The following is a 23,779-nucleotide window of genomic DNA, read 5'->3' as shown; positions in this document are numbered from 1 at the left end:
GGGGGTTAGTGCGCAACGGCGGCAGCGCCGTGCTCGTCGATCAGGTGGCCCGTGTAGAAGCGGTCGAGCGCGAACGGCGCGTTCAGCGGATGCGGTTCGTCGCGCGCGATCGTGTGCGCGAACACCCAGCCCGAGCCGGGCGTCGCCTTGAAGCCGCCGGTGCCCCAGCCGCAGTTGAAATAAAGGCCCTTCACGTCGGTCTTGGTGATGATCGGGCACGCGTCCGGCGACACGTCGACGATGCCGCCCCACTGGCGGTTCATCCGCACGCGCGAGAACACCGGGAACATCTCGATGATCGCCTGCAGCGTGCTTTCGATGATGTGGAAGCTGCCGCGCTGGCCGAAGCCCGTGTACTGGTCGATGCCCGCGCCGATCACGAGGTCGCCCTTGTCGGACTGGCTGATATACGCGTGCACCGCATTCGACATGATCACCGAGTTGACGACCGGCTTGATCGGCTCGGACACCAGCGCCTGCAGCGGGTGGCTTTCGATCGGCAGGCGCACGCCGGCCATGTCGGCGAGCGTCGTCGTGTTGCCGGCCGCCACCACCGCGACCTTCTTCGCCTTGATGAAGCCCTTCACCGTATCGACGCCGACCACCGCGCCGCCTTCGCGGCGAATGCCCGTCACCTGGCAGTTCTGGATGATGTCGACGCCGGCGCGGTCCGCGCCGCGCGCGAAGCCCCAGGCCACCGCGTCGTGGCGTGCAACGCCCGCACGGCGCTGGATCGATGCGCCGAGCACCGGGTAGCGGCTGTTCAGGTTGATCGTCGGCTCGATTTCCTTGATCTGCGCGGGCGTCAGGAATTCGGCATCGACGCCGTTCAGCCGGTTCGCGTTGACGCGGCGCTCGGTGTCGCGCACGTCCTGCAGCGTGTGCGCGAGGTTCATCACGCCGCGCTGGCTGAACATCACGTTGTAGTTCAGGTCCTGCGACAACCCTTCCCACAGCTTCATCGCCTTCTCGTACAGCGCGGCCGATTCGTCCCACAGATAGTTCGAGCGCACGATCGTCGTGTTGCGCGCGGTGTTGCCGCCGCCGATCCAGCCCTTCTCGAGGATCGCGACGTTCGTGATCCCGTGTTCCTTCGCGAGGTAGTACGCGGTCGCGAGGCCGTGGCCGCCGCCGCCGACGATCACGACGTCGTATTCCTTCTTCGGTTCCGGGCTCTTCCACTGCTTTTCCCAGTTCTCGTGATACGAGAGGCCGTTGCGGAACAGGCTGAATATCGAGTAGCGGCTCATGATGATTGACCCTTCGTTAGCATTCGATGACGTTCACGGCGAGACCGCCGCGCGACGTTTCCTTGTATTTCGTCTTCATGTCGGCACCCGTCTCGCGCATCGTCTTGATCACGGAGTCGAGCGACACGTAGTGCTGGCCGTTGCCCTTGAGCGCCATGCGCGACGCATTCAGCGCCTTGATCGCGCCCATCGCGTTGCGCTCGATGCACGGGATCTGCACGAGCCCGCCGACCGGATCGCAGGTCATGCCGAGGTTGTGCTCCATGCCGATCTCGGCGGCGTTCTCGACCTGGTCGGGCGTGCCGCCCATCACGGCGGCGAGCGCGGCCGCGGCCATCGAGCACGCGACGCCCACTTCGCCCTGGCAACCGACTTCCGCGCCGGAGATCGACGCGGTTTCCTTGTAGATGATCCCGATCGCCGCGGCCGTCAGCAGGAATTCGACGATGCCGGCTTCGTTCGAGCCCGGCACGAACTTCACGTAGTAGTGCAGCACCGCGGGAATCACGCCGGCCGCACCGTTGGTCGGCGCGGTGACGACGCGCCCGCCCGCCGCGTTTTCCTCGTTGACGGCCATCGCGTACAGGTTGACCCAGTCGAGCATCGACAGCGGGTCGCGCAGCGACTCTTCCGAACGCGCGCGCAGGTTGCCGTTCATCTCGGCCGCGCGGCGCTTCACGCGCATCGGACCCGGCAGCTCGCCTTCGACCTTGCAGCCGCGCTCGACGCATGCGGCCATCGTGCGCCAGATCGCGAGCAGCCCGGCGCGCACTTCGTCGGCGGGGCGCAGCGCGCTTTCGTTGCGCAGCATCAGCTCGGCGATCGACAGCCCGTGTTCGCGGCACTGGCGCATCAGGTCGTCGCCGGTGCGGAACGGATAGGGCACCTCGACCGCCGCGCGCACGCCGTTCACGCGATCGCCGTCGCGGTTCACGACGAAGCCGCCGCCGACCGAGTAATACTCTTTCTCGACCAGCAACTGGCCGTGTTCGTCGAATGCCTGGAAGCGCATCCCGTTCGGGTGCACGATGCTCGTGCCGCTCATCAGCTTGCGAAAGAAGCCGATGTGCTCCTTTTCCTCGAAGCGGACCGTCTGCTTGCCGAGCAGCGACAGCGACTTCTCTGCGCGGATCGCGGCGAGCCGCGGCTCGATCAGGTCAGGATCGATCGTGTCGGGCAGATGGCCCTCGAGGCCGAGCAGCACGGCCTTGTCGGTGCCGTGGCCCTTGCCGGTCGCGCCCAGCGAGCCATACAGCTCGACCCGCACGCGGCGCACGAAGCCGAGCAGGTTCGCGTCCTCCACGTGCGACGCGAAGCGGCACGCGGCGATCATCGGGCCGACCGTATGCGAACTGGACGGGCCGATACCGATCTTGAACAGGTCGAACGCGCTGACGTTCATCTGGCTTCCTCTGGATGACATGCGTGGAATGACGTTGGGCACCAGTACATCAAAGCGTAAAATTGGCCGATAGAACAAAAACGGCATCGGCGTGGGATACCGCCGCCAAGCGCCACGCCGGCCGGTGCAAAAGTACGGTTTGGCGATGGTTCGCGACGGAAAACCACAAGTCCGGCCGAAGCCGATCGGCGACGCTGGCACCATCCGCGCCGCCCCGGCAGCCGTACCCGCAACCAGAGTGAAACGAGTGAGACCGCCTGCCCGGCGTGACGAGATTGGCCGCGATGACACCCGACGTACCCGCCTCCCCCCTTGCAGAACCCGCACCGCGGCGCATCCGCTTCGGCATCGTGCTGCTGCCGAACTTCACGCTGACGGCCTTCTCGGGCTTCGTCGACATGCTGCGGCTGTCGGCCGACGACGGCGACTACAGCAAGCCCGTGCGCTGCGCGTGGAGCGTGATCGGCGAGACCCTCGCGCCGGTGCGCGCGAGTTGCGGGATCCAGATCACGCCGTGGGAGACGTTCGACGCGTCCGAACCGTTCGACTATGTGGTCGTGGTCGGCGGGCTGCTGCATTCGGGGCCGCAAGCCGGCCCCGAAACGCTCGACTTCGTCCGCCGCGCGGCGGCCGGCGGCGCGACGGTCGTCGGGATCTGCACCGGCGTGTTCACGCTGATGCGCGCCGGCGTGCTCGACGGCTACCGCACCTGCGTGAGCTGGTTCCACTACTGGGATTTCATCGAACGCTTCCCGTCCGCCGATCCCGACCTGCTGATCGCCGACCGGCTGTTCGTGATCGACCGGCGCCGGATCACCTGCTCGGGCGGCCGCGCGTCGATCGACGTCGCCGCCGCGATCCTGCTGCGCCATTTCGACCACGCGACCGTGCAGAAGGCGCTGCGCATCCTGCTCGTCGGCGAGATGCAGAAGGGCAACGCGCCGCAGCCGCATCCGCCGGGGCTCGAACCCGCGACGCATCCGAAGGTCAAGCGCGCGATTCTCCTGATGGAACAGCATGTCGGGCGCACGCTGCCGCTCGATGAACTGGCGTGCAAGCTCGACCTGTCGACACGACAGCTCGAGCGGTTGTTCAAGGCCGAGACGGGCAAGAGCCCGCAGGTGTTCGCGAAGCAGGTGCGGCTGCGCACGGCCGCGTGGCTGCTGACGAGTTCGGACCGGACGGTCGCCGATATCGCGTCGAGCTGCGGGTTCGCCGATGCGTCGCACCTCGGGCGCGAATTCCGCAAGCAGTTCGGCGTGCCGCCGGCGGCGTATCGCGAGCGCGGCGGCGAAGCGGTGGAAGCCGGCGCAGCGCCGGATGCGGCGGCCGACCCCGTCGAGGACACGGCCGACTGACGGCCACGCTCGGGCCCGTGGGCCCTACCGTTCGCGCGCGAGCCTCGTCGCCCCGGGGCTCGTCAGCGTGCGGTCGCGCTCCAGGGCAGCGCTTCCACCACGCCCCGGATAATGTCGCGACAATGCCGTGCCGCCGGCGTGAGCTGCACATCCCGGCGCGTGACGATGCTCGGCGCGACTTCCGGTAGCACGTCGTCGAACGCGAACGTGGCCACGCGGTCGCGTACAGCCGGGTGCCGGACGAACGGCACGGAGAAAAGAGCGACGATGTCCGTATCCGTCACGAGCGCCAGGGACGCCATCGACGACTGGCAGGAAACGACCCGGCGCGGCGCCGCGATCCCGATGCGGGCGAACAGCGCGTCGAATTCGTGCCGGTCGACGATCATTTTCGGAAACAGCCACTCGAACGCGGTCAGGTCGGCCAGCGACGTCACGCCGACCCGCGTCGCCGGATGGTTGTTGCGCACGGCGACGACGAGATGCCCGCCACACAGAATGGTTTGCTCGCAGTCGAGCCGCGCGTCGACGCGCGCGTGCGTGACCAGGAAATCGAGCGAGCCGTCCAGCAGGCTGGCCGTCAGGTACTCGACCGGGAGTTCGGATATCTCGATGTCGACGCCCGGCATCGTGTCGCGGAACTGCTGGAGCGCCGCCGGGATCGCCGTCAGCGCCATGCTGCCCGACACGCCGATCGACACCTTGCCGGTCAGGCCACCCTGCAACTGGCTGATCTCGTCGGCCGCCCGACGCAGATCCTCGAGAATCTGGCGCGCCCGATTGCAAAGCGCCTGCCCGTAGCGCGTCAACTCGACGCCTTTCGCGCTGCGCACGAGCAGCGGCGCCCTGACCTCCTCTTCCAGCTCGCGAATCGTCTTCGTGACGGCCGGATGGGTGAGCGACAGCCGATCGGCGGCCCCCCGCAGACTGCCCGCTTCCGCACAGGCGACGAGCACGCGAAGCTGATGCACTTTCATCGGAAACGCCCCCGGTTCCAAATGGTTGCCGCTCACCCTGATATTCGGGCAAACCCGAGTGAGGCAATGGTCGATTCCCCAATGATCACATGACAAAAATGCCGTCCTCGGCCTTAACCAAAAGTATCCGGCCCTTAGAAAAATGTTAATTCCGGGATCTTTTTTGCCTTCCTAGACTGGCGCACCACATCGACCAAAGGAGCCCGCGCCATGAATACGGCGTCGACCTGTCACGACACCGCCGCGGCCATCGCCGACGAGCCGGCACCGCCCGCCCTGAATACCATCGCGGCTCGCATCGAACGGATGCCGCCGAACGGCATGCATGCCCGCGTGCGGGTGCTGATGGGTCTCGCCACGTTCTTCGACGGCTTCGACTCGATTGCGATCGCGAGCGCGCTGCCGCTGCTGATCGCACAGTGGTCGCTGCGCACGGAACAGGTCGGCCTGCTGCTGTCGGCCGGCGCCGTCGGCGCGCTGATCGGCGCGTTTCTGTTTCCGTCGCTCGCCGAACGGTACGGCCGCGTAAACGCGGTCGCCTGGAGTTCGGCGCTGATCGGCGCGACCACGCTCGCGTTCGTGTTCGCCCGTTCGTATGAAACGCTCGTGCTGCTGCGGGTACTGCAAGGCATCGGCCTCGGCGGCGAAGTGCCGATTGCCGCCGCCTATATCAACGAGGTCACGACAGCGCGGAACCGCGGTCGCTTCGTGCTGCTGTATGAACTGATCTTCCCGGTCGGGCTGCTCGCCGCAAGCGCGCTCGGATCCTGGCTCGTGCCGCGCTACGGATGGCAGGTCATGTACTGGCTCGGCACCGTTCCGCTCTTTCTCTGCGTGCTGCTACGGCGCTACGTGCCCGAATCACCGCGCTGGCTCGCCAGCAAGGGGCGGCTGAAAGACGCCGACCTCGCCGTCGCGCGCTTCGAGGCGCGTGCGCGCACCGCACTCGCGCCGGTTCGCGGCATCGCGGCCGCGAGCGACGGCGTTCCGCCTGCGCCGGTCGCACCGTCGCGATCGAAGCTGTCGATCGTGGTGAGCCGCGCGTACCGGCGGCGGTCGGTGTCGGTCTGGTTCCTGTGGATCACCTGCGGGTTCCTGCAATATGGCCTCTCCACGTGGCTGCCGACGATCTACCGGCAGGTGTATCACGTGCCGTTCCAGCAGTCGTTGAACCTCGCGCTTGGCGCATCGGTGCTCGGCATCGTCGGCTCGCTCGTTTGCGCGCTGATCGTCGACCGCGTCGGACGCAAGCCGGTGATCGCCGTGTCGCTGACGCTGTGCGCGCTCTGCCTCGCATTGGCGGGCATCTTCCACGCCAGTTCGGTGTATGTCGTAGCCGGCCTTTGCGCGCTGGCATTCGGCCTGATGGCAAGCGGCTTCATCACGGCCTACGTCTACACGCCCGAGCTGTATCCGACGAGCGTGCGCGCGGCGGGCTGCGGGCTCGCGAGCGCATGGCTGAAGATCGCGTCGATCGTTTCACCGGTCGTGCTCGCGACGCTCGTCCAGCAGGGCCGCCTGCAGGCCGCGTTCTTCCTGTTCGCCGCCGTGCCGCTGATCGCCGCCATCGCGATCGCGACGTTCGGCATCGAAACCCGCAACAAGACGCTCGAAGCGCTCGAAGCCTGATCTGCGCACCCCGGCCACGGCCGGGGTGACGCCGGCCCATTTTCCACCGGAGCAGGAGACAATGAAGAAGCACAGGCTTTCGGCCATTTCATTCGCATTACTAATTTCAAGCACGGCGTCGCACGGACAGAGCAGCGTAACGCTCTACGGCATCGTCGACACCGGCATCGCCTACGTCAGCAACGAAGGCGGGAAGAGCGCGATCGCAATGGTCGGCGGCGGCGGCGACCGTCCGAACCGGATCGGATTCCGCGGCACCGAAGCGCTCGGCGGGGGCCTGAACGCGAACTTCGTGCTCGAGAACGGCTACAACCTCGCGACAGGCGGGCTCGGGCAAGGCGGCCTGCTGTTCGGCCGGCAAGCGTACGTCGGCCTGAGCAGCGAGCGTCTCGGCGAACTGCGCGTCGGACGCCAGTACGACTTCATGATCGATCTCGTGCCCTACACGGCGGCGGCAAGCGGGAACGGCGGTTTCTATTCGTTCCATCTCGGCGATCTCGATCGCCTCGGCGGCGAGCGGCTGAACAACAGCATCCAGTACCGCACGCCGACGATCGCGGGCTTCCGCGCCGGCGCGATGTTCTCGTTCGGCGGCATACCGGGCGATTTCAATCGCAACAGCGCGAAAAGTATCGGCATCACCTACAAGAACGGCAACTTCCAGGCCGGCGGCGCGTTGACGTCCGTCGAGAATTTTCAGGCGGGCCTCGGGATCGGCACCACGGTGCTCGGCACCAACCTGACCGGCACGCCCGTCAACGCGGTGTTCGACCGCATCGACGTGTACGGCGCGGGCGCCGCGTACCAGGCCGACAAGTGGACCGTCGCCGCGCTGTTCACGCTGTCGAATCTGCACAAGGACGGCCGCTCGGCAGCGCTGCGCGCGTTCGACGCCGGTGCCACGTACTGGATCTCGCCGGGGGCGTCGGCCGGCGCGGCGGTCACGTACTACACGCTGGACGCGCATCGCTGGATCGTGCCGTCCGCATCGCTCGACTACTACTACTCGAAGCGCACGAATGTCTACCTGCAGGTCGTGAGCATGCACGTCGACGATTCCGGCGCCGTCGCGCAGTTGTTCGTGCTGCCTGCCTCGTCGAGCCGGAACCAGACCGCCGTCACGATCGGCATGCGCCATAACTTTTGAACCGAGGTCCACATGCATCCACTGTTGAATGCACTCCACGAGCAACTGCCCCCGCTGTCCCGCCTGCGCCGGGACATCCACGCGCATCCCGAACTCGGCTACGAGGAACTCCGGACCGCGGCCATCGTCGCCCGCGAACTGCAGGCGGCCGGCATCGACGTCGCGACCGGCATCGCCGGCACCGGCGTCGTCGGCACGCTGAGGGCCGGCGCGAGTACCCGCGCGATCGGGATCACGGCCGACATGGACGCGCTGCCGATGCAGGAACGGAACACGTTCCCGCACGCGTCGCGCCACGCCGGGAAAATGCACGGGTGCGGACACGACGGCCACACCGCGATGCTGCTCGGCGCCGCACGGCAACTCGCGCGGACCCGCCGTTTCGACGGCACCGTGCATTTCATCTTCCGCCCGGCGGAAGAAGGCGGCGCGGGCGCGCTCCGGATGCTCGACGAAGGCCTGTTCGAGCGCTTTCCGTGCGACGCGGTGTTCGGCATGCACAACGTCGCCACGCTGCCGGAAGGCGCGCTCGGCACGCGTGTCGGCGCGATCACCGCCGGCACGACGACGATCGACATCGAAGTGACGGGCCGCGGCGGCCATGCGGCCCGGCCGCATCTCGCGATCGACCCTATCGCCGTCGCCGCGCAAATCGTATCGGCCGCCGCCGCACTGCCGACGCGGCTCGGCCATCCGGGCGACCCGATCGTGCTGTCGATCACGCAGATCGAGGGCGGTGTGTCGCCAACCATCATTCCGGAAACCGTCCGGATGCGCGGCACGCTGCGCACCTTCTCGGTCGAAGCGGCCCGGACGGTCAAGCAGCGCCTGGCCGCATGTGTCGAAGGCATCTGCGCGGCCAGCGGCGCACGCGGCACGACCCGCTTCGACGACGGCTATCCGCCGTCGATTTGCAGCGCCGCGGAAACGGCCGTCGCAGTCGACGTGGCGCGGACGCTGCTCGGCCCCGACGCGGTGTTCCCCGACATCGAGCCGACCATGGCCGGCGACGATTTCGCCTATCTGCTGCAAGCACGGCCGGGTGCGTTCGTGTTCATCGGCAACGGCGACGGCGCCCATCGCGGCGACACCGAAGGCATGGGGCCGTGCATCGTGCACAACCCGTGGTTCGACTTCAACGACGCGTTGCTGCCGGTCGGCGCGGCGTACTGGACGGCGCTGGTCGAGCGCCTTTTGTCGTTGCACGACGCAGGTCGATCGACATAAGCGGCACGGCCGGTGTGCGTCCCTGCCGCACACCAACCGCACGTTCACGTCAAATCAACGCCAATTGGAACTGGTTCCAATCAGACTGACCGACGTTGCACGCCGTAGATCAAGGGTTATTCCGGATGCTTCACCTCGCTCAAATTTGTATGATGACCACATCACCTTACAAACCAGAGCGCCATGTTCGAGAAAATTCCCGCCCGCGCGATGAGCGATCACGTCGCGCAGCAACTGCTCAAGCAGATCGAAGTCGGCAGTTTCTCGGCCACCGGCAAGCTGCCGACCGAAGCCGTGCTCGCGCAGGAATTCGGCGTGAGCCGCACCGTGATCCGCGAGGCGATCTCGCGGCTGAAGAACGAAGGCGTGGTCGAGCCGCGCCAGGGCAGCGGCGTGTACGTGAACCAGCACGGCGCGATCCGGCCGCTGCGGATCGACTACGCGGAAGCCGTCGAGGCGAGCTCGATGCCGCACCTGCTCGCGGTGCGCCGCGCGATCGAGGCTGAAGTCGCGGCCGAAGCCGCGCTGCATCACAGCGACGACGACATGGCCGACATCGACGACGCGCTGCGCAAGATCGACGAGGCTGTCGCAGAAGGGCGCGACGGCGTCGCGGAAGATGTCGCGTTCCACCGCACGATCGCCGCCGTCACCGGCAACCCGTATTTCCTGAAGACGCTGCAGTTCCTGAACCAGTACCTCGAAGCCGGCGTGAAAGTCACGCGCAGCAACGAAGCGACGCGCGAGGATTTCTCGCGCCAGGTGCGCGAGGAACACGCGGCGATCGCCGACGCGATCCGCGCGCGCGACCCGATGGCGGCGCGCAACGCGGCGCGCACGCACATGTACAACGCCGCCCGCCGTCTCGCGGAAGCCGGCATCTGCTGAAGCCGGCGGCGCCTGCCGAGCCAGGCGCCGCCGTTGTCCCGAACCTCTCCCGAATCGATCAAGGTTGACCATGTCACGAAATGTTGGAGTCATCGGCCTCGGCGCGATGGGCCTCGGCGTCGCCCGCTCGCTGCTGCGCGCAGGTTTGCGCGTGCACGCATGCGACGTACGCGCCACCGTGCTGCAGGCATTCGCCGCCGAAGGCGGCATTGCCTGCGCGACGCCGGCCGAACTCGGCGCACAGTGCGACGTCGTCGTCACGCTCGTCGTCAATGCCGCGCAGACGGAAACGGTGCTGTTCGGCGAGCACGGCGCGGTCGCGGCGATGAAGCCGGGCGGCGTCGTGATCGCGAGCGCGACCGTCGCGCCCGAATTCGCGGTCGCGCTCGGCGCACGCATCGAGGCCGCCGGCCTGCAGATGCTCGATGCGCCCGTATCGGGCGGGGCCGCGCGCGCGGCATCGGGCGAGATGACGATGATGACGTCCGGCCCGGCCGCCGCATACGCGGGCTGCGAGGACGTGCTCGCCGCGATCGCCGGCAAGGTCTACCGCCTCGGCAACGCGCACGGCATCGGTTCAAAGGTGAAGATCATCAACCAGTTGCTGGCCGGCGTGCACATCGCGGCGGCCGCCGAGGCGATGGCGCTGGGCCTGCGCGAAGGCGTCGATGCCGACGCGCTGTACGACGTGATCACGCACAGCGCCGGCAATTCGTGGATGTTCGAGAACCGCGTGCCGCACATCCTGAACGGCGACTACACGCCGCTGTCGGCCGTCGACATCTTCGTGAAGGATCTCGGCCTCGTGCTCGATACCGCGCGCCGCAGCAAGTTCCCGCTGCCGCTGTCGGCCACCGCGCACCAGATGTTCATGAGCGCGTCGAGCGCCGGCCACGGCGGCGAGGACGATTCCGCCGTGATCAAGACTTTCCCCGGCATCACGCTGCCGCCCGCCCGCTGATTCGAACGACGTTCCCGCCATGACCGCTTCCGCTTCCCGTCCCCTGCTCGGCTGCATCGCCGACGATTTCACCGGCGCGACCGATCTCGCGAACATGCTCGTCAAGAGCGGCATGCGCACCGTGCAGACGATCGGCGTGCCTGCCGGCAATGCAACGCTCGACGCCGACGCGATCGTCGTCGCGCTGAAGTCGCGCACGATCCCCGCGGCCGATGCCGTCGCGCAATCGCTCGCCGCGTACGAATGGCTGCGCGCGCAAGGCTGCCGGCAGTTTTTCTTCAAGTACTGCTCGACCTTCGATTCGACCGACGCGGGCAACATCGGGCCCGTCGCCGACGCGCTGCTCGATGCGGCCGGCGGCGGCTTCACGATCGCGTGCCCGGCGTTCCCGGAGAACGGCCGCACGATCTATCGCGGCCACCTGTTCGTCGGCGACGTGCTGCTGAACGAATCGGGCATGGAGAACCATCCGCTCACGCCGATGAAGGACGCGAACCTCGTGCGCGTGCTGCAACGGCAGACGAAATCGCCGGTCGGCCTGATCCGCTACGACACGATCGCGCTGGGTGCGGCCGCGGTGCGCGCGCGGATCGACCAGTTGCGCGCGGAAGGCGCGCGCTTCGCGATCGCCGACGCGCTGTCCGACCGCGATCTCTACGTGCTCGGCGAAGCCTGCGCGGGCCTGCCGCTCGTCACCGGCGGCTCGGGCATCGCGCTCGGCCTGCCCGCGAATTTCCGCCGCGCGGAGCAACTGCCCGAACGCGACAACGCGGCATCGCTGCCGCGCATCGACGGGCTGTCGGCCGTGCTCGCCGGCAGCGCGTCGAAAGCAACCAACGCACAGGTCGCCGCATGGCGCGCGACGCGGCCGAGCTTCCGCATCGATCCGCTCGCGGCGTCGCGCGGCGAGCCTGTAGTCGATGAAGCGCTCGCCTTCGCACGCTCGCACCTGCCGCAGCCGGTGCTGATCTACGCAACTGCCACGCCCGACGAAGTGAAGGCCGTGCAGCAGACGCTCGGCGTCGAAGCGGCCGGACATCTCGTCGAAAGCACGCTCGCGGCGATCGCGCAGGGCCTGCGCGAACTCGGCGTGCGCAAGTTCGTCGTCGCCGGCGGCGAGACGTCCGGCGCGGTCGTGCAGGCGCTCGACGTGAAATCGCTGCAGATCGGCGCGCAGATCGATCCGGGTGTGCCGGCCACGGCCACCATCGACGCGCAGCCGCTCGGCCTCGCGCTGAAATCCGGCAACTTCGGCACGACGGACTTTTTCGACAAGGCGCTGCGCGCGCTGGACGGAGCCGCATGATGAGCGACGAAGCAAAACTGCGCGAAGAGATCTGCGTCGTCGGCGCGAGCCTGTACGCACGCGGCCACGCGGTCGGCAGCGCCGGCAACATCAGCGCGCGCCTGCCCGACGGCTGGCTGATCACGCCGACCGACGCGTGCCTCGGCCGGCTCGACCCGAACGACATCGCGAAGGTCGGCCTCGACGGCCAGCCCGTATCGGGCGGCAAGCCGTCGAAGACGCTCGCGCTGCATCGCGGCATCTACGCGCGCAACGCGGAAGCAAACGGCGTCGTCCACACGCATTCGACGCACCTCGTCGCGTTGACGCTCGCAGGCGTGTGGCGCGACACCGACGTGCTGCCGCCGATCACGCCGTACTACGTGATGAAGGTCGGCCACATTCCGCTGATCCGTTACCGCCGCCCCGGCGACCCGGCCGTCGCGGCCGAAGTCGAGGCGCTCGCCGGCCAGGTGCGCGGCGTGCTGCTCGACCGCCTCGGCCCCGTGATGTGGGGGCCGTCGGTGTCGCACGCGTCGTATGCGCTCGAGGAGCTCGAGGAAACCGCACGGCTGTGGCTGATGACGAACCCGAAGCCCGAGCCGCTTTCCGACGCGGCGCTCGACGAACTGCGCCAGACCTTCGGCGCGCGCTGGTAACGCGGCGCGCACCCCGTACCGATTCCCATGCCCGCCGTGTGCGCGGGCCCTTCCGTCAGCACACACATACGATCCGGCAGCCTACGCGCCGCCGGCACACGACATCCCTGGAGACACGACGATGACTGCTCTTGACGCGGCCGCAGGCCGCTCGCCCGCCGCGCCCGCCCATTCGGCCGAACTCGACCGCACCTACAAGAAAGTGTTCTGGCGCATCGTGCCGTTCCTGATGCTCTGCTACGTGGTCGCGTATCTCGACCGCGTGAACGTCGGCTTCGCGAAGCTGCAGATGTCGCAGGATCTCGCGTTCAGCGAAACCGTGTTCGGGCTCGGCGCGGGGATTTTCTTCCTCGGCTACTTTCTGTTCGAACTGCCAAGCAACCTGCTGATGCACCGCCTCGGCGCGCGCATCTGGATCGCGCGGATCATGATCACGTGGGGCCTGCTGTCCGCGCTGTTCGCGTTCGTGAAGACGCCGACGCAGTTCTACGTGCTGCGCTTCCTGCTCGGCCTCGCGGAAGCAGGCTTCTATCCCGGCGTGATCCTGTACCTCACGTACTGGTTCCCGTCGCACCGCCGCGCGAAGATCATCGCGGTGTTCATGTCCGCGATTCCCGTATCGGGCATTTTCGGCAATCCGCTGTCGGGCTGGATCATGGAGCGCTTCCACGGCGGCTCGGGCTTCCACGGCTGGCAATGGATGTTCATGATCGAAGCCGTGCCGGCCGTGCTCATCGGCATCGCGACGATCCTGTATCTCGACAACAGCATCCGCGGCGCGAAGTGGCTCGACGAGCGCGAGAAGCAGCTGCTCGAGGACGAAATCGCCGCGCAGCCGCAGGAACAGCAGCAGCACGGCCATTCGCTGAAGGCCGTGTTCTCGGACCCCCGCATGTGGTGGATGTCGCTGATCTATTTCGCGTTCGTCACGGGCCAGTACGGCCTCACGTTCTGGATGCCGACGCTCGTGAAATCGACCGGCATCACCGATACGCTCCAGATCGGCCTGCTGTCCGCGATCCCGTTCGTCGTCGCGATCGTCGTGATGAACCTGTTCGGCCACAGCGCGGACAAGCGCCGCGAACGCCGCTGGCACCTGATCGTGCCCGCGCTGATGGGCGCGGTCGGGTTTGCGGTCGCGGCGTCGTACTCGCACAATACGGTGGTATCGATCGTGTTCCTGTCGCTCGCGGCGGGCGGCGTGCTGACCTGCGCTCCGCTGTTCTGGTCGCTGCCGACCGCGTTCCTCGCGGGCTCCGCGGCCGCGGCCGGGATCGCGATCATCAACTCGATCGGCAACCTCGCCGGTTTCGCGAGCCCCTACGTGATCGGCTACCTGAAGGACGCCACGCACAGCACGTCGTCCGGCATGTACGTGCTGGCGGCAATGCTCGTGATCGGCGCGATCGCCGTGTGGCTCACGCCCGCGAAACTCGTGAACCGCTGAGTTGCCGAGCCGCTGAGCCACCATTCGACGCGGGGCGCGGTACGCCCCGCCCCATTCATTCACAGGACCCGCTGCCATGCCACGCTTCGCCGCCAACCTCTCGATGATGTACAACGAGCACGCATTCCTCGAACGCTTCGCCGCTGCCGCCTACGACGGCTTCAAGGCCGTCGAGTACCTGTTCCCGTACGACTTCGCCGCCGAGGATATCCGCGCGCGCCTCGACTCGCACAACCTCGAACAGGCGCTGTTCAACGCACCGCCGGGCGACTGGGCCGCGGGCGAACGCGGCATCGCGTCGCTGCCGGGCCGCGAGGACGAGTTCCGACGCGGCATCGACCAGGCGCTCGACTATGCGCGCGTGCTCGGCAACAAGAAGCTGCACGTGATGGCCGGCATGGTCGCGCCGGGCGCCGACCGCGCGCGCCATCGCGACACCTACCTGTCGAACCTGCGGCATGCGGCACAGGCCGCCAACGCGCGCGGTGTCACGATCCTGATCGAGCCGATCAACCAGCGCGACATGCCCGGCTATTTCCTGAGCCGCCAGGACGACGCGCAGGCGATCTGCGCGGAAGTCGGCGCGCCGAACCTGAAGGTGCAGTTCGACTGCTACCACTGCCAGATCGTCGAAGGCGATCTCGCGATGAAACTCAAGCGCGACTTCGCGGGCATCGGCCACATCCAGATCGCGGGCGTGCCCGAGCGCCACGAGCCGGATCTCGGCGAACTCAACTACCCGTATCTGTTCGAGCTGATCGACGCGCTCGGCTACGACGGCTGGATCGGCTGCGAATACCGCCCGAAGGCCGGTACGTCGGCCGGCCTCGGCTGGCTCAAGCCGTACCTGTGATTCCCGTATTCCCCAGAGGATAAAGAACATGAAAGTACTGATCACCGGCGGCGCCGGCTTTCTCGGCCAGCTTCTCGCGCGCAAGCTGCTCGAGCGCGGCGAACTGACCGGCCCCGACGGGCGGACCAGCAAGATCGACGAGCTGGTGCTGCTCGACGTCGTCAAGGGCAGCGATTTCGGCGATGCGCGCGTGACCTCGATCGTCGGCGACATCGCCGATCGCGCGGTGCTCGAAAGCGCGATCGACACGCAGACCGGCGCGATCTTCCACCTCGCGGCGATCGTCAGCGGGCAGGCCGAAGCCGATTTCGATCTCGGCATGCGGATCAACCTCGACGCATCGCGCACGCTGCTCGAAGTGTGCCGCGCCCGCGGCCACCAGCCGCGCGTCGTGTTCACGAGCTCCGTCGCGGTGTACGGCGGCGCACTGCCCGACGTCGTGCAGGACGACACCGCGCTGAACCCGCAATCGTCATATGGCGCCGAAAAGGCGATCGCCGAACTGCTGCTGTGCGACTACGCGCGGCGCGGCTTCGTCGACGGCCGCGTGCTGCGGCTGCCGACCATCAGCGTGCGGCCCGGCCGCCCGAACGCGGCTGCTTCGTCGTTCGCGAGCGGCATCATCCGCGAGCCGCTGAACGGCGAGGAAAGCGTGTGCCCGGTACCGGGTTCGACGCGGCTGTGGCTGCTGTCGCCGCGCGGCGCGATCGAAGCGCTCGTCGCGGGCTGCGAGATCGACAGCGCGAAGCTCGGCAACAAGCGCGTGATCAACCTGCCCGGCCTGTCGGTGTCGGTCGACGAGATGATCGAAGCGCTGCGCGAAGTCGCGGGCAACGACGTCGTGAAGCTGATCCGCCATGCGCCCGACGAGCGCGTCGAAAAGATCGTCGGCAGCTGGCCGGGCCGCTGGGACACGACGCGCGCGGAAGCGCTCGGGCTGAAGGGCGACACGTCGTTCGCGGACGTGATCCGCAGCCATATCGCCGACGAACGGCGCTGATTCACGCGCCGCGCTGCGTCGGCCGATACGTGCCCGCCCGGGCACGCACGCAGCGTCGTCGGGCCGCGTCAGCGCGGCCTGGCGGATTCCCCGATGCTCGGCGACGCGCGCTTCGTGCCGCCCTGCCGGTTCGCCGAACCGGCCGCCCACTGCCACGCCAGCAAGCCCGGCAGATAGAACAGCAGATCGCGCACGCGGCGGGCGCCGGCCAGCGCGAGACAGGTCGGCGCGTCGAACCCGAGCAGCCCGCCGATCAGCACGAACCCGCCCTCCTGCACGCCCAAACCACCCGGCATCATGAACGCGATGCTGCTCACGAGCTGGATCAGCGCCTCGATCGCGAGCGCCTGCGCAAAGGTCGGATCGGCGCCGAGGAAGTAAAGCGCGAGCCAGATTTCCAGCGCATAACCCGCAAACTGCAGCGTCTGCCAGATCCCCAGATAGCGCACGACGATGCCGGTCTTTCTCCAGATCATCCGGATCGACTGATCGGTGCGTGCCGATTCGCCGACCAGCGCGACCACCTTGCCGCTCGTGATCCGGTTGACCGCGCGCATCGCGCGCTCGAACGGCCGCGCATGCTGCACCAGCGCGAACAGCAGCAGCACCGGCACCAGCGCCGCCATGCCGATGGCGAGGTGCGCGGCCACCTGCGCGGCGTCGGACGATACGTGTTCGAGCACGTAGCCGATCGCGATCAGCGCGAACACCAGCTGGCTGATCAGCGTGAGCTGCATGTCAGCGACGAGGCTGGCCACGATGGTCGCCGGCCGCACGCCCGCCTGCCGCAACAACCCGAACGACACGATCTCGCCGCCGATCCGCGCGACCGGCAACAGCCCGTTGATCGATTCGCGGATCCACACGAGCTTCATCATCGCCCCGAACGACGGCCGGCGCGGGCCGCGGATCAGCATCCGCCAGTCCCACGCATTCGCGAGCATCGGCAGAACGTGGGCCAACGCGGCGACGAGCAGCCCGGCGCCGGCAATCCGCAGCCGGTGCAGGATCTCCAGCGGATGCTCGCGCCAGATCAGCCACACCGCGAGCGCCAGCCCGGCCAGCGCCGCCGCGCGTCCCGCATGTCGCAGCCGTGCGTCGTGACGCGCGGACACGCGTTCCGCGTCGGCGTTGGCGGTGTTCGTCTGCGTCGTCATGATTCACCCGCCGGCGACAGCAAGCCTTCCCGGTCGACGCGAAAGCGCGTGCCGCGCCAGACGACGTGCGACGAGAAGAAGCTCGCCACGAAGATCAGGAACTGCAGCAGATCGACGAACGGCAGCCAGAGGGCGCCGCGCAGGCCGGCGCCGGTCGCACGGCTCGTTTTCAGCATCAGCAGCGCCCGCGCGGCGAGCGCCGCGACCGTCAGCCAGCAGGCGGCCGGCGTACCGCCGGAGAACAGCACGGCCAGCAGCGCGAGCGGCACCGGGTGCATCAACACCGACCCGGCATGACCGAGCCGGTCCGCCGCGCGAATCGTGCAACTCCAGCGCAATTCGTGCGCATACAACTTGGCGAACGTCTCTTCGACACAGGCATGCCCGACGACGAACGGCGGGATGACGACCTGCGCGCCCACCTGCCGCACCGCTTCGCCGAGCGCGTGATCCTCGGCCAGGTGATGCGCGAAACGCGCGAGCCCGCCGATGCGTTCGAGCGTCGCGCGCGTGATCGCAATCGTCTGTCCAAAGCATGGCCGTGCACGCCCGATGAAAAGCCCGGTAATCACGCCGGGCAGGAAATGGTAATTCGTCATCGCGACGGCGACGCCAGGCCAGAAGCCCGGCGACGCGACACCGCGATACACGCTCGTCACGATACCGACTTCCGGCTGCTGTAGCGCGCCGACGACCGCACTCAAATAATCGCGCCCGACCAGCACGTCGCTGTCGGCAAGACAAAGCACCGAATGCTCCGCATGTTCGAGCATGTTGACGAGATTCGCGACCTTGCGGTTCGGCCCGTACAGCCGCGCATCGGCGACGACCTTGATGTTCGCGTCCGGATAGCGCGCGCGCAGCGTCTCGACGGCCGCAAGCGCCGCGTCGCCCGCATCGTGCACGCCGAACAGGTGCTGGACCGGCCCCGGATAGTCCTGCACGAAGTAGCTTTCGAGATGCTGTACGAGATCCCATTCGTCGCCGTGCAGCGGCTTCGCGACGGTGACGCCCGGATAATCGCGCGGCACCGCCGCCGCCCGGGAAAAGAACCTGCCGACCAGCACGCTGGCCGTGATCGTGTAGGCAATGCCCAGCAACACGCCCAGCCCGCAGACGATCGACAGTGCCCCGGCCAGCGCGTGCAGCACATGCAGCAAAACCATGCTTCTCCCCAGTGGTGACCCGTACGACCGCAACCGGCCGCGCACGCGGGATCACCCGTGCACGCTGCCGTATCGATTCCCGTTGAGCCGGATATGAAGGACGACCAACCGACGGTACGCGCAATCAGATGACACAACTACCGTACGGCGATCGATTCCGGTCACGCGCACGTATCCGCACGCGACTGCGGCCCTGAACGCCGCATCGGCAAGCTTGCGGGCCGAAAGGATCGCGGTCGCAACCGCGACGACGATCCACGCGCGAAATGTCATCGTCGTGAAAAACGCCTCGGGTACGCGCAATGCAAGCAGCGAAACCAGCACGAAGCACTGAACGAACATGCCGGCCAGCGCGGCGATCAGCAGGTGGGCGCGCCATCGCTCGATCGTCGAGGGTGCCATGAAGAATGAACCTCCCGTGCGGGCGACCCGGATCGATTTGAAATCAAACTGAAGGGTCGCGGATTCGTGGGCCGCTGCATTCGGTCCGTGCCGAACGCCGCAAACCCGGGTCGGGGTCAGGGGGGAGAAATGTCGAGGCCGATAGTAGCGGGAATGCCGGCCGCAAACCTTAAGCGTTCTTCAGAATCGGACGATGTTTGAGATCGCTCAATTACAATCGGTTGCCTTGCACGCACAGTCGGGCTCGTACAATCGCATACACCTGCACGCGAATCGACCATGCGACTCCTCCTTGTTGAAGACGACGACCTGATCGGCAGCGGCCTCGAGGTCAGCCTGAGCCAGGCCGGCTATCACGTCGACTGGCTGCGCGACGGCCACGCGGCCGCCGCGGCGCTCGCGACGACGCGCTTCGCGCTCGTCGTGCTCGATCTCGGCCTGCCCGGCAAATCGGGAACGGAACTGCTGCGTGCGTTGCGCGATGCGGGCGATACGGTCCCCGTGCTGGTTCTGACCGCGCGCGGCACCGTCGCCGACCGCGTGCGCGGCCTCGACGACGGCGCGGACGACTATCTCGCGAAACCGTTCGAACTGTCCGAGGTGCTCGCCCGCTGTCGCGCGCTCGTGCGCCGCTCGCAGGGCCGCGCCGGCGACGAGATCGTATGGCGCGACATCACGATCGACCTGACCGCTCACACGGTGACACGCGATGCATCGCGCATCGCGCTCACCGCACGCGAATGGGCGATCCTGGTTCAGCTCGTCAGCCACCCGGGCAGCCCCCAGTCGCGCGCGCGTCTCGAGGACGGCCTGTACGGCTGGCAGGAAGGCATCGAAAGCAATGCGATCGAGGTCCATATCTCGAACCTGCGCAAGAAGCTCGGCGCGGAATTGATCCGCACCGTCCGGGGTATCGGCTACGTCGTCGACGCGCCATGATCTCGCGGTCGATACGACGCCGCGTGTCGGCGATGGCGCTCGGCTGCGTCATCGTCGTGTGGATCGTCGCCGTGTTCGGCAGCTTCCGGCACGCCACGCGCGAGATCGGCGAATGGGAAGACGCGCGCCTCGTCGAGTATGCGTCGCTGCTCGTCGGTCTGTCGCCGGCCGACCTCGCCCGCCTCGCCCGCTTTCCGCCCGACGCGCGTGTCGAACTGGCGCTCGGCGAATCAAGATCGGGCTCCGACAACGACGGCGATCGCCTGCCGCGCGACATGCTGTTCGAGGTGCGCGACGCGCAGAACCACGTCGTCGCATCGAACCTGCCGGCCGACGCCGCCGGCCTGCCCGATGCACGCGAGCCGCGCGGCGCCCCTCGGACGATCGTCATCGGCGACACGCAATGGCGCACGCATACGCTGCGCGACAACCCGTCGGGGCGATGGATACGCGTGATGGAAACGCTCAACACGCGCAGCGACCTGGCGACCGGCATCGCACGCGGCATCGTCTTGCCGCTGATCGTCGCGCTCCCGGTGCTGGCGCTCCTCCTCTGGTACCTGATCGGACGCAGTCTCGCGCCGTTGAAGACGCTGTCGACGCTGATCGGCGCACGCGATGCGCGATCGCTCGAACCGCTCGGCATCGCCACCGTGCCGGAGGAAGTGCGCACGCTGGTCGACGCGATCGACCGACTGCTGGCGAGGCTGCGGCAATCGATCGTGCGCGAGCGCGCGTTCACGTCCGACGCGGCGCACGAACTCAAGACGCCGCTGGCCGCGATCAAGGTTCAGGCCCAGGTCGCGATCGCGACCGACGATCCTGCGCGCAAGCAGCTGGCGATGCAGCGCGTCGTGCAAGGCGTCGACCGCAGCGCGCGTCTCGCCGAACAGTTGCTGCTGCTCGCGCGGCTCGATGAATACGAACGCATTCCGACGCGCGCCGTCGTCGTCCGCGAACTCGTCGACGCCGCCGTCGATCGCCATCTCGCGAAGGCGTCGGACAAGGCCATCGACATCGTGACCGAGGATGTATCCGAACGCGCGATCGATGCCGATCCGATCCTGATCGGCATCCTGCTCGACAATCTCGTCGACAACGCGATCAAGTACGGCCGCCGCGGTGGCCGCATCGAGCTCGGCGTGCACGACGATGGCGCGCTGCAACGCATCGTCGTGCGCGACGACGGGCCAGGCGTCGCTCCCGGCGAGCACGAACGGCTCGGCGATCGCTTCTATCGCGGCAGCGGTACGCAATCGCCCGGCAGCGGGCTCGGGCTGTCGATCGTCACGCGCATCGCGCAATACTTCGGCGGCACGGTGCAGTTCGAGCCCGGCATCGGCGGCCAAGGCCTTGGCGTCGTGGTCGCGCTGCCGTCGGCGAACGCGGCCGGATCGATGCCGCACAGTGCGCCGGCCGGCGAACACGACGATCGATCGCGCGCGATGCCGGGTGCTTAACGTTTCGTTAAGGATTCGCCCGTAGAATTCGCCGATATAAACGATTCCCGCCATTCGTCAGGAGTTTTCATGCCCACGCCCGCCCGATATGACGCAGTTGCACGCTTTCTTCACTGGCTGATCGTGACGCTGGTCGTCGCGCAATATGCGATCGGCTGGACGATGCCCGAAGTGCATCGCGATACGCAACCGATCGGCCTGATCGCCGCGCACCTGATCGTGGGTACCGCGTTGCTCGCGGCAATGGCTTGCCGCGTGCTGTGGCGCGCGACGCATCGCCCGCCCGCGAGCGACCTGCCGCCCGCGATGCGCGCGCTGTCTGGCGTGACGCATTTCGCACTCTACGCGCTGCTGATCGCGGTGCCGCTGCTCGGCTGGATCAACGCATCGTCGCGCGCCTGGGCCGTGACGCTGGTCGGTGTCGTCCCGTTGCCGGCGCTGTCGGCGGTCGGCTCCGGATTCGGTCATGCGATGGGCGACGTGCACGGCATCCTTGCATGGGTACTGTTTGCCGGCATTTGCCTGCACGTGGCAGCCGCGCTGGCGCACCGCTTCGTGCTGCGCGATCAGGTCGCGCAACGCATGATGCCGTGGTGATCGTCGCGCCCCTGTTTCAGCACACCATCCCATTGCCGGCATGAACCGGATTGTTCCGGTTCGCGACATCGCCTGCCCTCCCGTTCATCGCGCGATCAACCTGCCGACCCATCGGGACCGGTTGGCGAGATGATCGCGACGCCGCGCGAAGCGGCGTGCGATGAGCGGCATGGCAGCAGGCGCCCTTCGGCCACGTCGAGCGGCGCGCAGCGCACGCGGATTACCGTACCGCGGACACGACGGCCAGAAGCCACACGCGTACATATCGACACCTAGTTGCTGATCTGAGCCGGCATACCGGGGGCCGGCGCATGCATGGCGGCAGCCGCCTGCCGGGCCCGATCCTGCTCGGCGAGCTTCGCTTCCGCGGCCTGGATGTCCGCCGGATACTCGCCGTCGTCTCCCTTCGCCGGGTCATATCCGGCCGCTTCCAGACGCATCAGCTCGTCACGAACCTGCGCGCGCGTCAGCGGCGCGGCTGATTGCGCGAATGCCGACTGACCGACGATCGCCCCGATCATCATCAGTACTGCGATATATGCTTTCATCATCAACTCCTTCAATGTTCCGTATCGATCAACCGTTGTGAATGCCGAACCTGCGGATGCAGGCCGGTTTGTCAGCTTCCGAAATAGATCGTGCAGAAGCTCGCAGGGCCGACGCACGCGGCCGGACGCTGGCGCGGCGACATCGCCGCCGGTTTTCCTGCTTCGGATGAAACGGCCGGATCGCTGCCGACCGCCGTGCTGGACTGACGCTGCGGCATCTGTTCGACCTGCCGCTGGAAGAGCGGGCTCACGTCCGGATACGACGTATCGGTCACGAAGCGCAGCCCGTTGTTTTCGGCGTCGATCAGTTCCTGCCTGACCTGCGCGCGCGTGAGCGCCTGTGCCGACGCTTGCGTCGCGACACCCGCGACAGACATCGCCACCACCGTGGCGGCCACCAGCCAATGCGTGTTCATGGTTTACTCCTTCAGAAGTCAACGAGACGATGTGCTACACCCGTATGACGACGGAAGGCGTTCGTTTATTCCCGCGCTTCGCAGTTCGAACCATGCGGCCTCCCGGCTTCCCGGGCCGCTCGGGCCGGACATTCATCGAACTGTCATTCTTTCGTCAGCCGGCGTAACCTGACGTAACGCAGCGCCCGCCGCGCTTCGGGCAGACTGACGCCACCTCATACGGATCGCCCATCGATCGACCATGTCCGCCGCTTACGACTATGCAGCCGGCCTGCTCCGCACGCTGTACGACCGCCATATCGACGGCGGCGCGGTGCTCGATATGGCCGCGTTCCCGGACGCCGAGCGTTTCATGCGTGAGTGGCCGGCCATCCGCGCGGAAGCGCTTGCGGTGGCGCGCGACATGCCGCGTATCCCGCGCTTCCACGAAATCATGCGCGAGCAGTACGACATCTCGGCCAACGATGCGCGCGACTGGCGGATGTTCATCATGCAGGCGTACGGCCAGCCGTTCTCGCGCAACCTGTCACGCTGCCCGACCGTGGCGTCGATCGTCGCGGCGTCGCCGGACGTGCTGTCCGCATCGCTGTCGTTCCTCGCGCCGGGCAAGCACATTCCGCCGCACCGCGGGCCGTTTCGCGGCATCCTGCGCGGCTACCTCGTGCTGTCGATGCCGAAGCGCGCGGACGGCACGCCGGCCGCCGTGCTGAAAGTGGATGGCCGCGAATACCGGCTCGACGAAGGCCGCTTCCTGCTGTGGGACGACACGTTCATGCACGAGGCATGGAACGACAGTGATGAAGTGCGGATCGTGCTGCTGCTCGATATCCGCCGGCGCGGGATGCCGCGTTTGCTCACGTGGCTGTCGAATGCGGTGATCGGCGTCGTGCGGCTCGGGATTCGGGTGCGGGGGCGGTCGATTCCGGTTTAGCGGCACACGGCCGGCGCACGCCGGACCAGCAGCACCCATGCGACGCCATCCTGACTTTCAGCTTCCATCGGATCGCCTAA

General features: G+C 67.5%; 23 protein-coding genes. 15 read left to right on the top strand and 8 right to left on the bottom strand.

Features of this window, described 5'->3' with window-relative positions; all coding sequences use genetic code 11:
* Nucleotides 1–5: 5 nt before the first annotated feature.
* Together KVT39_RS22400 and KVT39_RS22395 are read right to left on the bottom strand one after the other, a co-directional pair.
* The gene (locus KVT39_RS22400) at nucleotides 6–1,250 is read right to left on the bottom strand and encodes a sarcosine oxidase subunit beta family protein (RefSeq protein ID WP_034180813.1); all 1,245 of its coding nucleotides are present in this window, start codon (nucleotides 1,248–1,250) and stop codon (nucleotides 6–8) included.
* A 16-nt stretch (nucleotides 1,251–1,266) separates the two neighbouring features.
* Nucleotides 1,267–2,652 (bottom strand): L-serine ammonia-lyase, encoded by a 1,386-nt coding sequence (locus KVT39_RS22395; RefSeq protein WP_034180814.1) that lies wholly within the window; start codon nucleotides 2,650–2,652, stop codon nucleotides 1,267–1,269.
* A gap of 284 nt (nucleotides 2,653–2,936) precedes the next feature.
* Here KVT39_RS22395 and KVT39_RS22390 point away from each other — a divergent pair, with 284 nt between their 5' ends.
* Nucleotides 2,937–4,010 (top strand): GlxA family transcriptional regulator, encoded by a 1,074-nt coding sequence (locus KVT39_RS22390; RefSeq protein WP_217590219.1) that lies wholly within the window; start codon nucleotides 2,937–2,939, stop codon nucleotides 4,008–4,010.
* Between the two features lie 62 nt (nucleotides 4,011–4,072).
* Here the strand turns inward: KVT39_RS22390 and KVT39_RS22385 are convergent, their stop codons facing one another.
* On the bottom strand, nucleotides 4,073–4,987 hold the full coding sequence (locus KVT39_RS22385; protein ID WP_175750156.1) for a LysR substrate-binding domain-containing protein: 915 nt from the start codon (nucleotides 4,985–4,987) through the stop codon (nucleotides 4,073–4,075).
* 306 nt (nucleotides 4,988–5,293) lie between these two features.
* Here KVT39_RS22385 and KVT39_RS22380 point away from each other — a divergent pair, with 306 nt between their 5' ends.
* The 10 genes from KVT39_RS22380 (at nucleotide 5,294) to denD (ending at nucleotide 16,083) form a co-directional block, all read left to right on the top strand.
* Entirely contained in the window at nucleotides 5,294–6,616 is a 1,323-nt protein-coding gene (locus KVT39_RS22380; RefSeq protein ID WP_244099663.1) for an MFS transporter, read from the top strand.
* Nucleotides 6,617–6,677: 61 nt separating this feature from the next.
* Nucleotides 6,678–7,763 (top strand): porin, encoded by a 1,086-nt coding sequence (locus tag KVT39_RS22375; protein WP_217590218.1) that lies wholly within the window; start codon nucleotides 6,678–6,680, stop codon nucleotides 7,761–7,763.
* Nucleotides 7,764–7,775: 12 nt separating this feature from the next.
* On the top strand, nucleotides 7,776–8,990 hold the full coding sequence (locus KVT39_RS22370) for a M20 aminoacylase family protein (protein ID WP_175750153.1): 1,215 nt from the start codon (nucleotides 7,776–7,778) through the stop codon (nucleotides 8,988–8,990).
* A 183-nt stretch (nucleotides 8,991–9,173) separates the two neighbouring features.
* Nucleotides 9,174–9,878, top strand: a complete 705-nt coding sequence (locus KVT39_RS22365; RefSeq protein WP_034180817.1) for a FadR/GntR family transcriptional regulator — start codon at nucleotides 9,174–9,176, stop codon at nucleotides 9,876–9,878.
* Nucleotides 9,879–9,948: 70 nt separating this feature from the next.
* Nucleotides 9,949–10,839 (top strand): L-threonate dehydrogenase, encoded by an 891-nt coding sequence (gene ltnD / locus KVT39_RS22360; RefSeq protein WP_217590217.1) that lies wholly within the window; start codon nucleotides 9,949–9,951, stop codon nucleotides 10,837–10,839.
* 19 nt (nucleotides 10,840–10,858) lie between these two features.
* Nucleotides 10,859–12,145 (top strand): 3-oxo-tetronate kinase, encoded by a 1,287-nt coding sequence (otnK, locus tag KVT39_RS22355; protein ID WP_217590216.1) that lies wholly within the window; start codon nucleotides 10,859–10,861, stop codon nucleotides 12,143–12,145.
* A complete protein-coding gene (locus tag KVT39_RS22350) occupies nucleotides 12,145–12,783 on the top strand; it encodes an aldolase (protein ID WP_175750151.1) in 639 nt (212 codons plus the stop codon). Before otnK ends, KVT39_RS22350 begins: the two co-directional genes overlap by 1 nt.
* A 121-nt stretch (nucleotides 12,784–12,904) precedes the next feature.
* Entirely contained in the window at nucleotides 12,905–14,230 is a 1,326-nt protein-coding gene (locus KVT39_RS22345; RefSeq protein ID WP_131947429.1) for an MFS transporter, read from the top strand.
* Nucleotides 14,231–14,306: 76 nt separating this feature from the next.
* Complete coding sequence (gene otnI / locus KVT39_RS22340; RefSeq protein WP_175750150.1) at nucleotides 14,307–15,083, top strand: 2-oxo-tetronate isomerase; 777 nt, start codon at nucleotides 14,307–14,309, stop codon at nucleotides 15,081–15,083.
* A gap of 28 nt (nucleotides 15,084–15,111) precedes the next feature.
* Nucleotides 15,112–16,083, top strand: coding sequence for a D-erythronate dehydrogenase (gene denD / locus KVT39_RS22335; protein WP_217590215.1), 972 nt, complete (start codon nucleotides 15,112–15,114; stop codon nucleotides 16,081–16,083).
* Between the two features lie 68 nt (nucleotides 16,084–16,151).
* Here the strand turns inward: denD and KVT39_RS22330 are convergent, their stop codons facing one another.
* The 3 genes from KVT39_RS22330 to KVT39_RS22320 are packed head-to-tail and all read right to left on the bottom strand — an operon-like array spanning nucleotide 16,152 to nucleotide 18,808.
* Nucleotides 16,152–17,240 (bottom strand): lysylphosphatidylglycerol synthase domain-containing protein, encoded by a 1,089-nt coding sequence (locus KVT39_RS22330; protein ID WP_217590214.1) that lies wholly within the window; start codon nucleotides 17,238–17,240, stop codon nucleotides 16,152–16,154.
* Nucleotides 17,237–18,406: a bacteriohopanetetrol glucosamine biosynthesis glycosyltransferase HpnI gene (gene hpnI / locus KVT39_RS22325; protein WP_217590213.1), complete on the bottom strand. Its 1,170-nt coding sequence runs from the start codon at nucleotides 18,404–18,406 to the stop codon at nucleotides 17,237–17,239. The genes KVT39_RS22330 and hpnI overlap by 4 nt, the downstream gene beginning before the upstream one ends.
* Nucleotides 18,407–18,457: 51 nt before the next feature.
* The gene (locus KVT39_RS22320; RefSeq protein ID WP_105390284.1) at nucleotides 18,458–18,808 is read right to left on the bottom strand and encodes a hypothetical protein; all 351 of its coding nucleotides are present in this window, start codon (nucleotides 18,806–18,808) and stop codon (nucleotides 18,458–18,460) included.
* Nucleotides 18,809–19,087: 279 nt separating this feature from the next.
* Here KVT39_RS22320 and KVT39_RS22315 point away from each other — a divergent pair, with 279 nt between their 5' ends.
* From KVT39_RS22315 to KVT39_RS22305, 3 genes are all read left to right on the top strand, one after another.
* Entirely contained in the window at nucleotides 19,088–19,747 is a 660-nt protein-coding gene (locus KVT39_RS22315; protein WP_034180826.1) for a response regulator, read from the top strand.
* Nucleotides 19,744–21,207, top strand: coding sequence for an ATP-binding protein (locus tag KVT39_RS22310; RefSeq protein WP_217590212.1), 1,464 nt, complete (start codon nucleotides 19,744–19,746; stop codon nucleotides 21,205–21,207). The genes KVT39_RS22315 and KVT39_RS22310 overlap by 4 nt, the downstream gene beginning before the upstream one ends.
* Nucleotides 21,208–21,276: 69 nt before the next feature.
* Nucleotides 21,277–21,804, top strand: a complete 528-nt coding sequence (locus KVT39_RS22305; RefSeq protein WP_034180827.1) for a cytochrome b — start codon at nucleotides 21,277–21,279, stop codon at nucleotides 21,802–21,804.
* 272 nt (nucleotides 21,805–22,076) lie between these two features.
* Here KVT39_RS22305 and KVT39_RS22300 read toward each other — a convergent pair whose 3' ends face one another.
* Both KVT39_RS22300 and KVT39_RS22295 read right to left on the bottom strand, forming a co-directional pair.
* Nucleotides 22,077–22,352 carry a DUF4148 domain-containing protein gene (locus KVT39_RS22300; RefSeq protein ID WP_217590274.1) on the bottom strand — a complete coding sequence of 92 codons (276 nt, stop codon included), beginning with the start codon at nucleotides 22,350–22,352 and terminating at the stop codon, nucleotides 22,077–22,079.
* Nucleotides 22,353–22,423: 71 nt separating this feature from the next.
* Complete coding sequence (locus KVT39_RS22295; RefSeq protein WP_034180828.1) at nucleotides 22,424–22,768, bottom strand: DUF4148 domain-containing protein; 345 nt, start codon at nucleotides 22,766–22,768, stop codon at nucleotides 22,424–22,426.
* Nucleotides 22,769–23,009: 241 nt separating this feature from the next.
* On the opposite strand from KVT39_RS22295, the gene KVT39_RS22290 reads away from it, so the two are divergent.
* Entirely contained in the window at nucleotides 23,010–23,699 is a 690-nt protein-coding gene (locus KVT39_RS22290) for an aspartyl/asparaginyl beta-hydroxylase domain-containing protein (RefSeq protein ID WP_217590211.1), read from the top strand.
* Nucleotides 23,700–23,779 lie beyond the last annotated feature (80 nt).

This window comes from Burkholderia sp. GbtcB21, assembly GCF_019091065.1.
In the GTDB taxonomy this organism is placed as follows: Bacteria; Pseudomonadota; Gammaproteobacteria; order Burkholderiales; family Burkholderiaceae; genus Burkholderia; species Burkholderia pyrrocinia_C.
Note: the sequence above shows the minus strand (reverse complement) of the source record. Positions and strands in the feature narration are given on the sequence as shown.

Excerpts from the sequence above, each read along its gene's own strand:
- KVT39_RS22295 (WP_034180828.1), bottom strand. The coding sequence starts at position 22,768 with ATGAACACGCATTGGCTGGTGGCCGCCACGGTGGTGGCGATGTCTGTC.
- KVT39_RS22345 (WP_131947429.1), top strand. The coding sequence starts at position 12,905 with ATGACTGCTCTTGACGCGGCCGCAGGCCGCTCGCCCGCCGCGCCCGCC.
- denD (WP_217590215.1), top strand. The coding sequence starts at position 15,112 with ATGAAAGTACTGATCACCGGCGGCGCCGGCTTTCTCGGCCAGCTTCTC.
- KVT39_RS22305 (WP_034180827.1), top strand. The coding sequence starts at position 21,277 with ATGCCCACGCCCGCCCGATATGACGCAGTTGCACGCTTTCTTCACTGG.
- KVT39_RS22350 (WP_175750151.1), top strand. The coding sequence starts at position 12,145 with ATGAGCGACGAAGCAAAACTGCGCGAAGAGATCTGCGTCGTCGGCGCG.
- otnK (WP_217590216.1), top strand. The coding sequence starts at position 10,859 with ATGACCGCTTCCGCTTCCCGTCCCCTGCTCGGCTGCATCGCCGACGAT.
- KVT39_RS22385 (WP_175750156.1), bottom strand. The coding sequence starts at position 4,987 with ATGAAAGTGCATCAGCTTCGCGTGCTCGTCGCCTGTGCGGAAGCGGGC.
- KVT39_RS22300 (WP_217590274.1), bottom strand. The coding sequence starts at position 22,352 with ATGAAAGCATATATCGCAGTACTGATGATGATCGGGGCGATCGTCGGT.
- KVT39_RS22310 (WP_217590212.1), top strand. The coding sequence starts at position 19,744 with ATGATCTCGCGGTCGATACGACGCCGCGTGTCGGCGATGGCGCTCGGC.
- KVT39_RS22315 (WP_034180826.1), top strand. The coding sequence starts at position 19,088 with ATGCGACTCCTCCTTGTTGAAGACGACGACCTGATCGGCAGCGGCCTC.
- KVT39_RS22395 (WP_034180814.1), bottom strand. The coding sequence starts at position 2,652 with ATGAACGTCAGCGCGTTCGACCTGTTCAAGATCGGTATCGGCCCGTCC.
- KVT39_RS22380 (WP_244099663.1), top strand. The coding sequence starts at position 5,294 with ATGCCGCCGAACGGCATGCATGCCCGCGTGCGGGTGCTGATGGGTCTC.
- ltnD (WP_217590217.1), top strand. The coding sequence starts at position 9,949 with ATGTCACGAAATGTTGGAGTCATCGGCCTCGGCGCGATGGGCCTCGGC.
- KVT39_RS22330 (WP_217590214.1), bottom strand. The coding sequence starts at position 17,240 with ATGACGACGCAGACGAACACCGCCAACGCCGACGCGGAACGCGTGTCC.
- KVT39_RS22320 (WP_105390284.1), bottom strand. The coding sequence starts at position 18,808 with ATGGCACCCTCGACGATCGAGCGATGGCGCGCCCACCTGCTGATCGCC.
- KVT39_RS22370 (WP_175750153.1), top strand. The coding sequence starts at position 7,776 with ATGCATCCACTGTTGAATGCACTCCACGAGCAACTGCCCCCGCTGTCC.
- KVT39_RS22290 (WP_217590211.1), top strand. The coding sequence starts at position 23,010 with ATGTCCGCCGCTTACGACTATGCAGCCGGCCTGCTCCGCACGCTGTAC.
- hpnI (WP_217590213.1), bottom strand. The coding sequence starts at position 18,406 with ATGGTTTTGCTGCATGTGCTGCACGCGCTGGCCGGGGCACTGTCGATC.
- KVT39_RS22365 (WP_034180817.1), top strand. The coding sequence starts at position 9,174 with ATGTTCGAGAAAATTCCCGCCCGCGCGATGAGCGATCACGTCGCGCAG.
- otnI (WP_175750150.1), top strand. The coding sequence starts at position 14,307 with ATGCCACGCTTCGCCGCCAACCTCTCGATGATGTACAACGAGCACGCA.
- KVT39_RS22390 (WP_217590219.1), top strand. The coding sequence starts at position 2,937 with ATGACACCCGACGTACCCGCCTCCCCCCTTGCAGAACCCGCACCGCGG.
- KVT39_RS22400 (WP_034180813.1), bottom strand. The coding sequence starts at position 1,250 with ATGAGCCGCTACTCGATATTCAGCCTGTTCCGCAACGGCCTCTCGTAT.
- KVT39_RS22375 (WP_217590218.1), top strand. The coding sequence starts at position 6,678 with ATGAAGAAGCACAGGCTTTCGGCCATTTCATTCGCATTACTAATTTCA.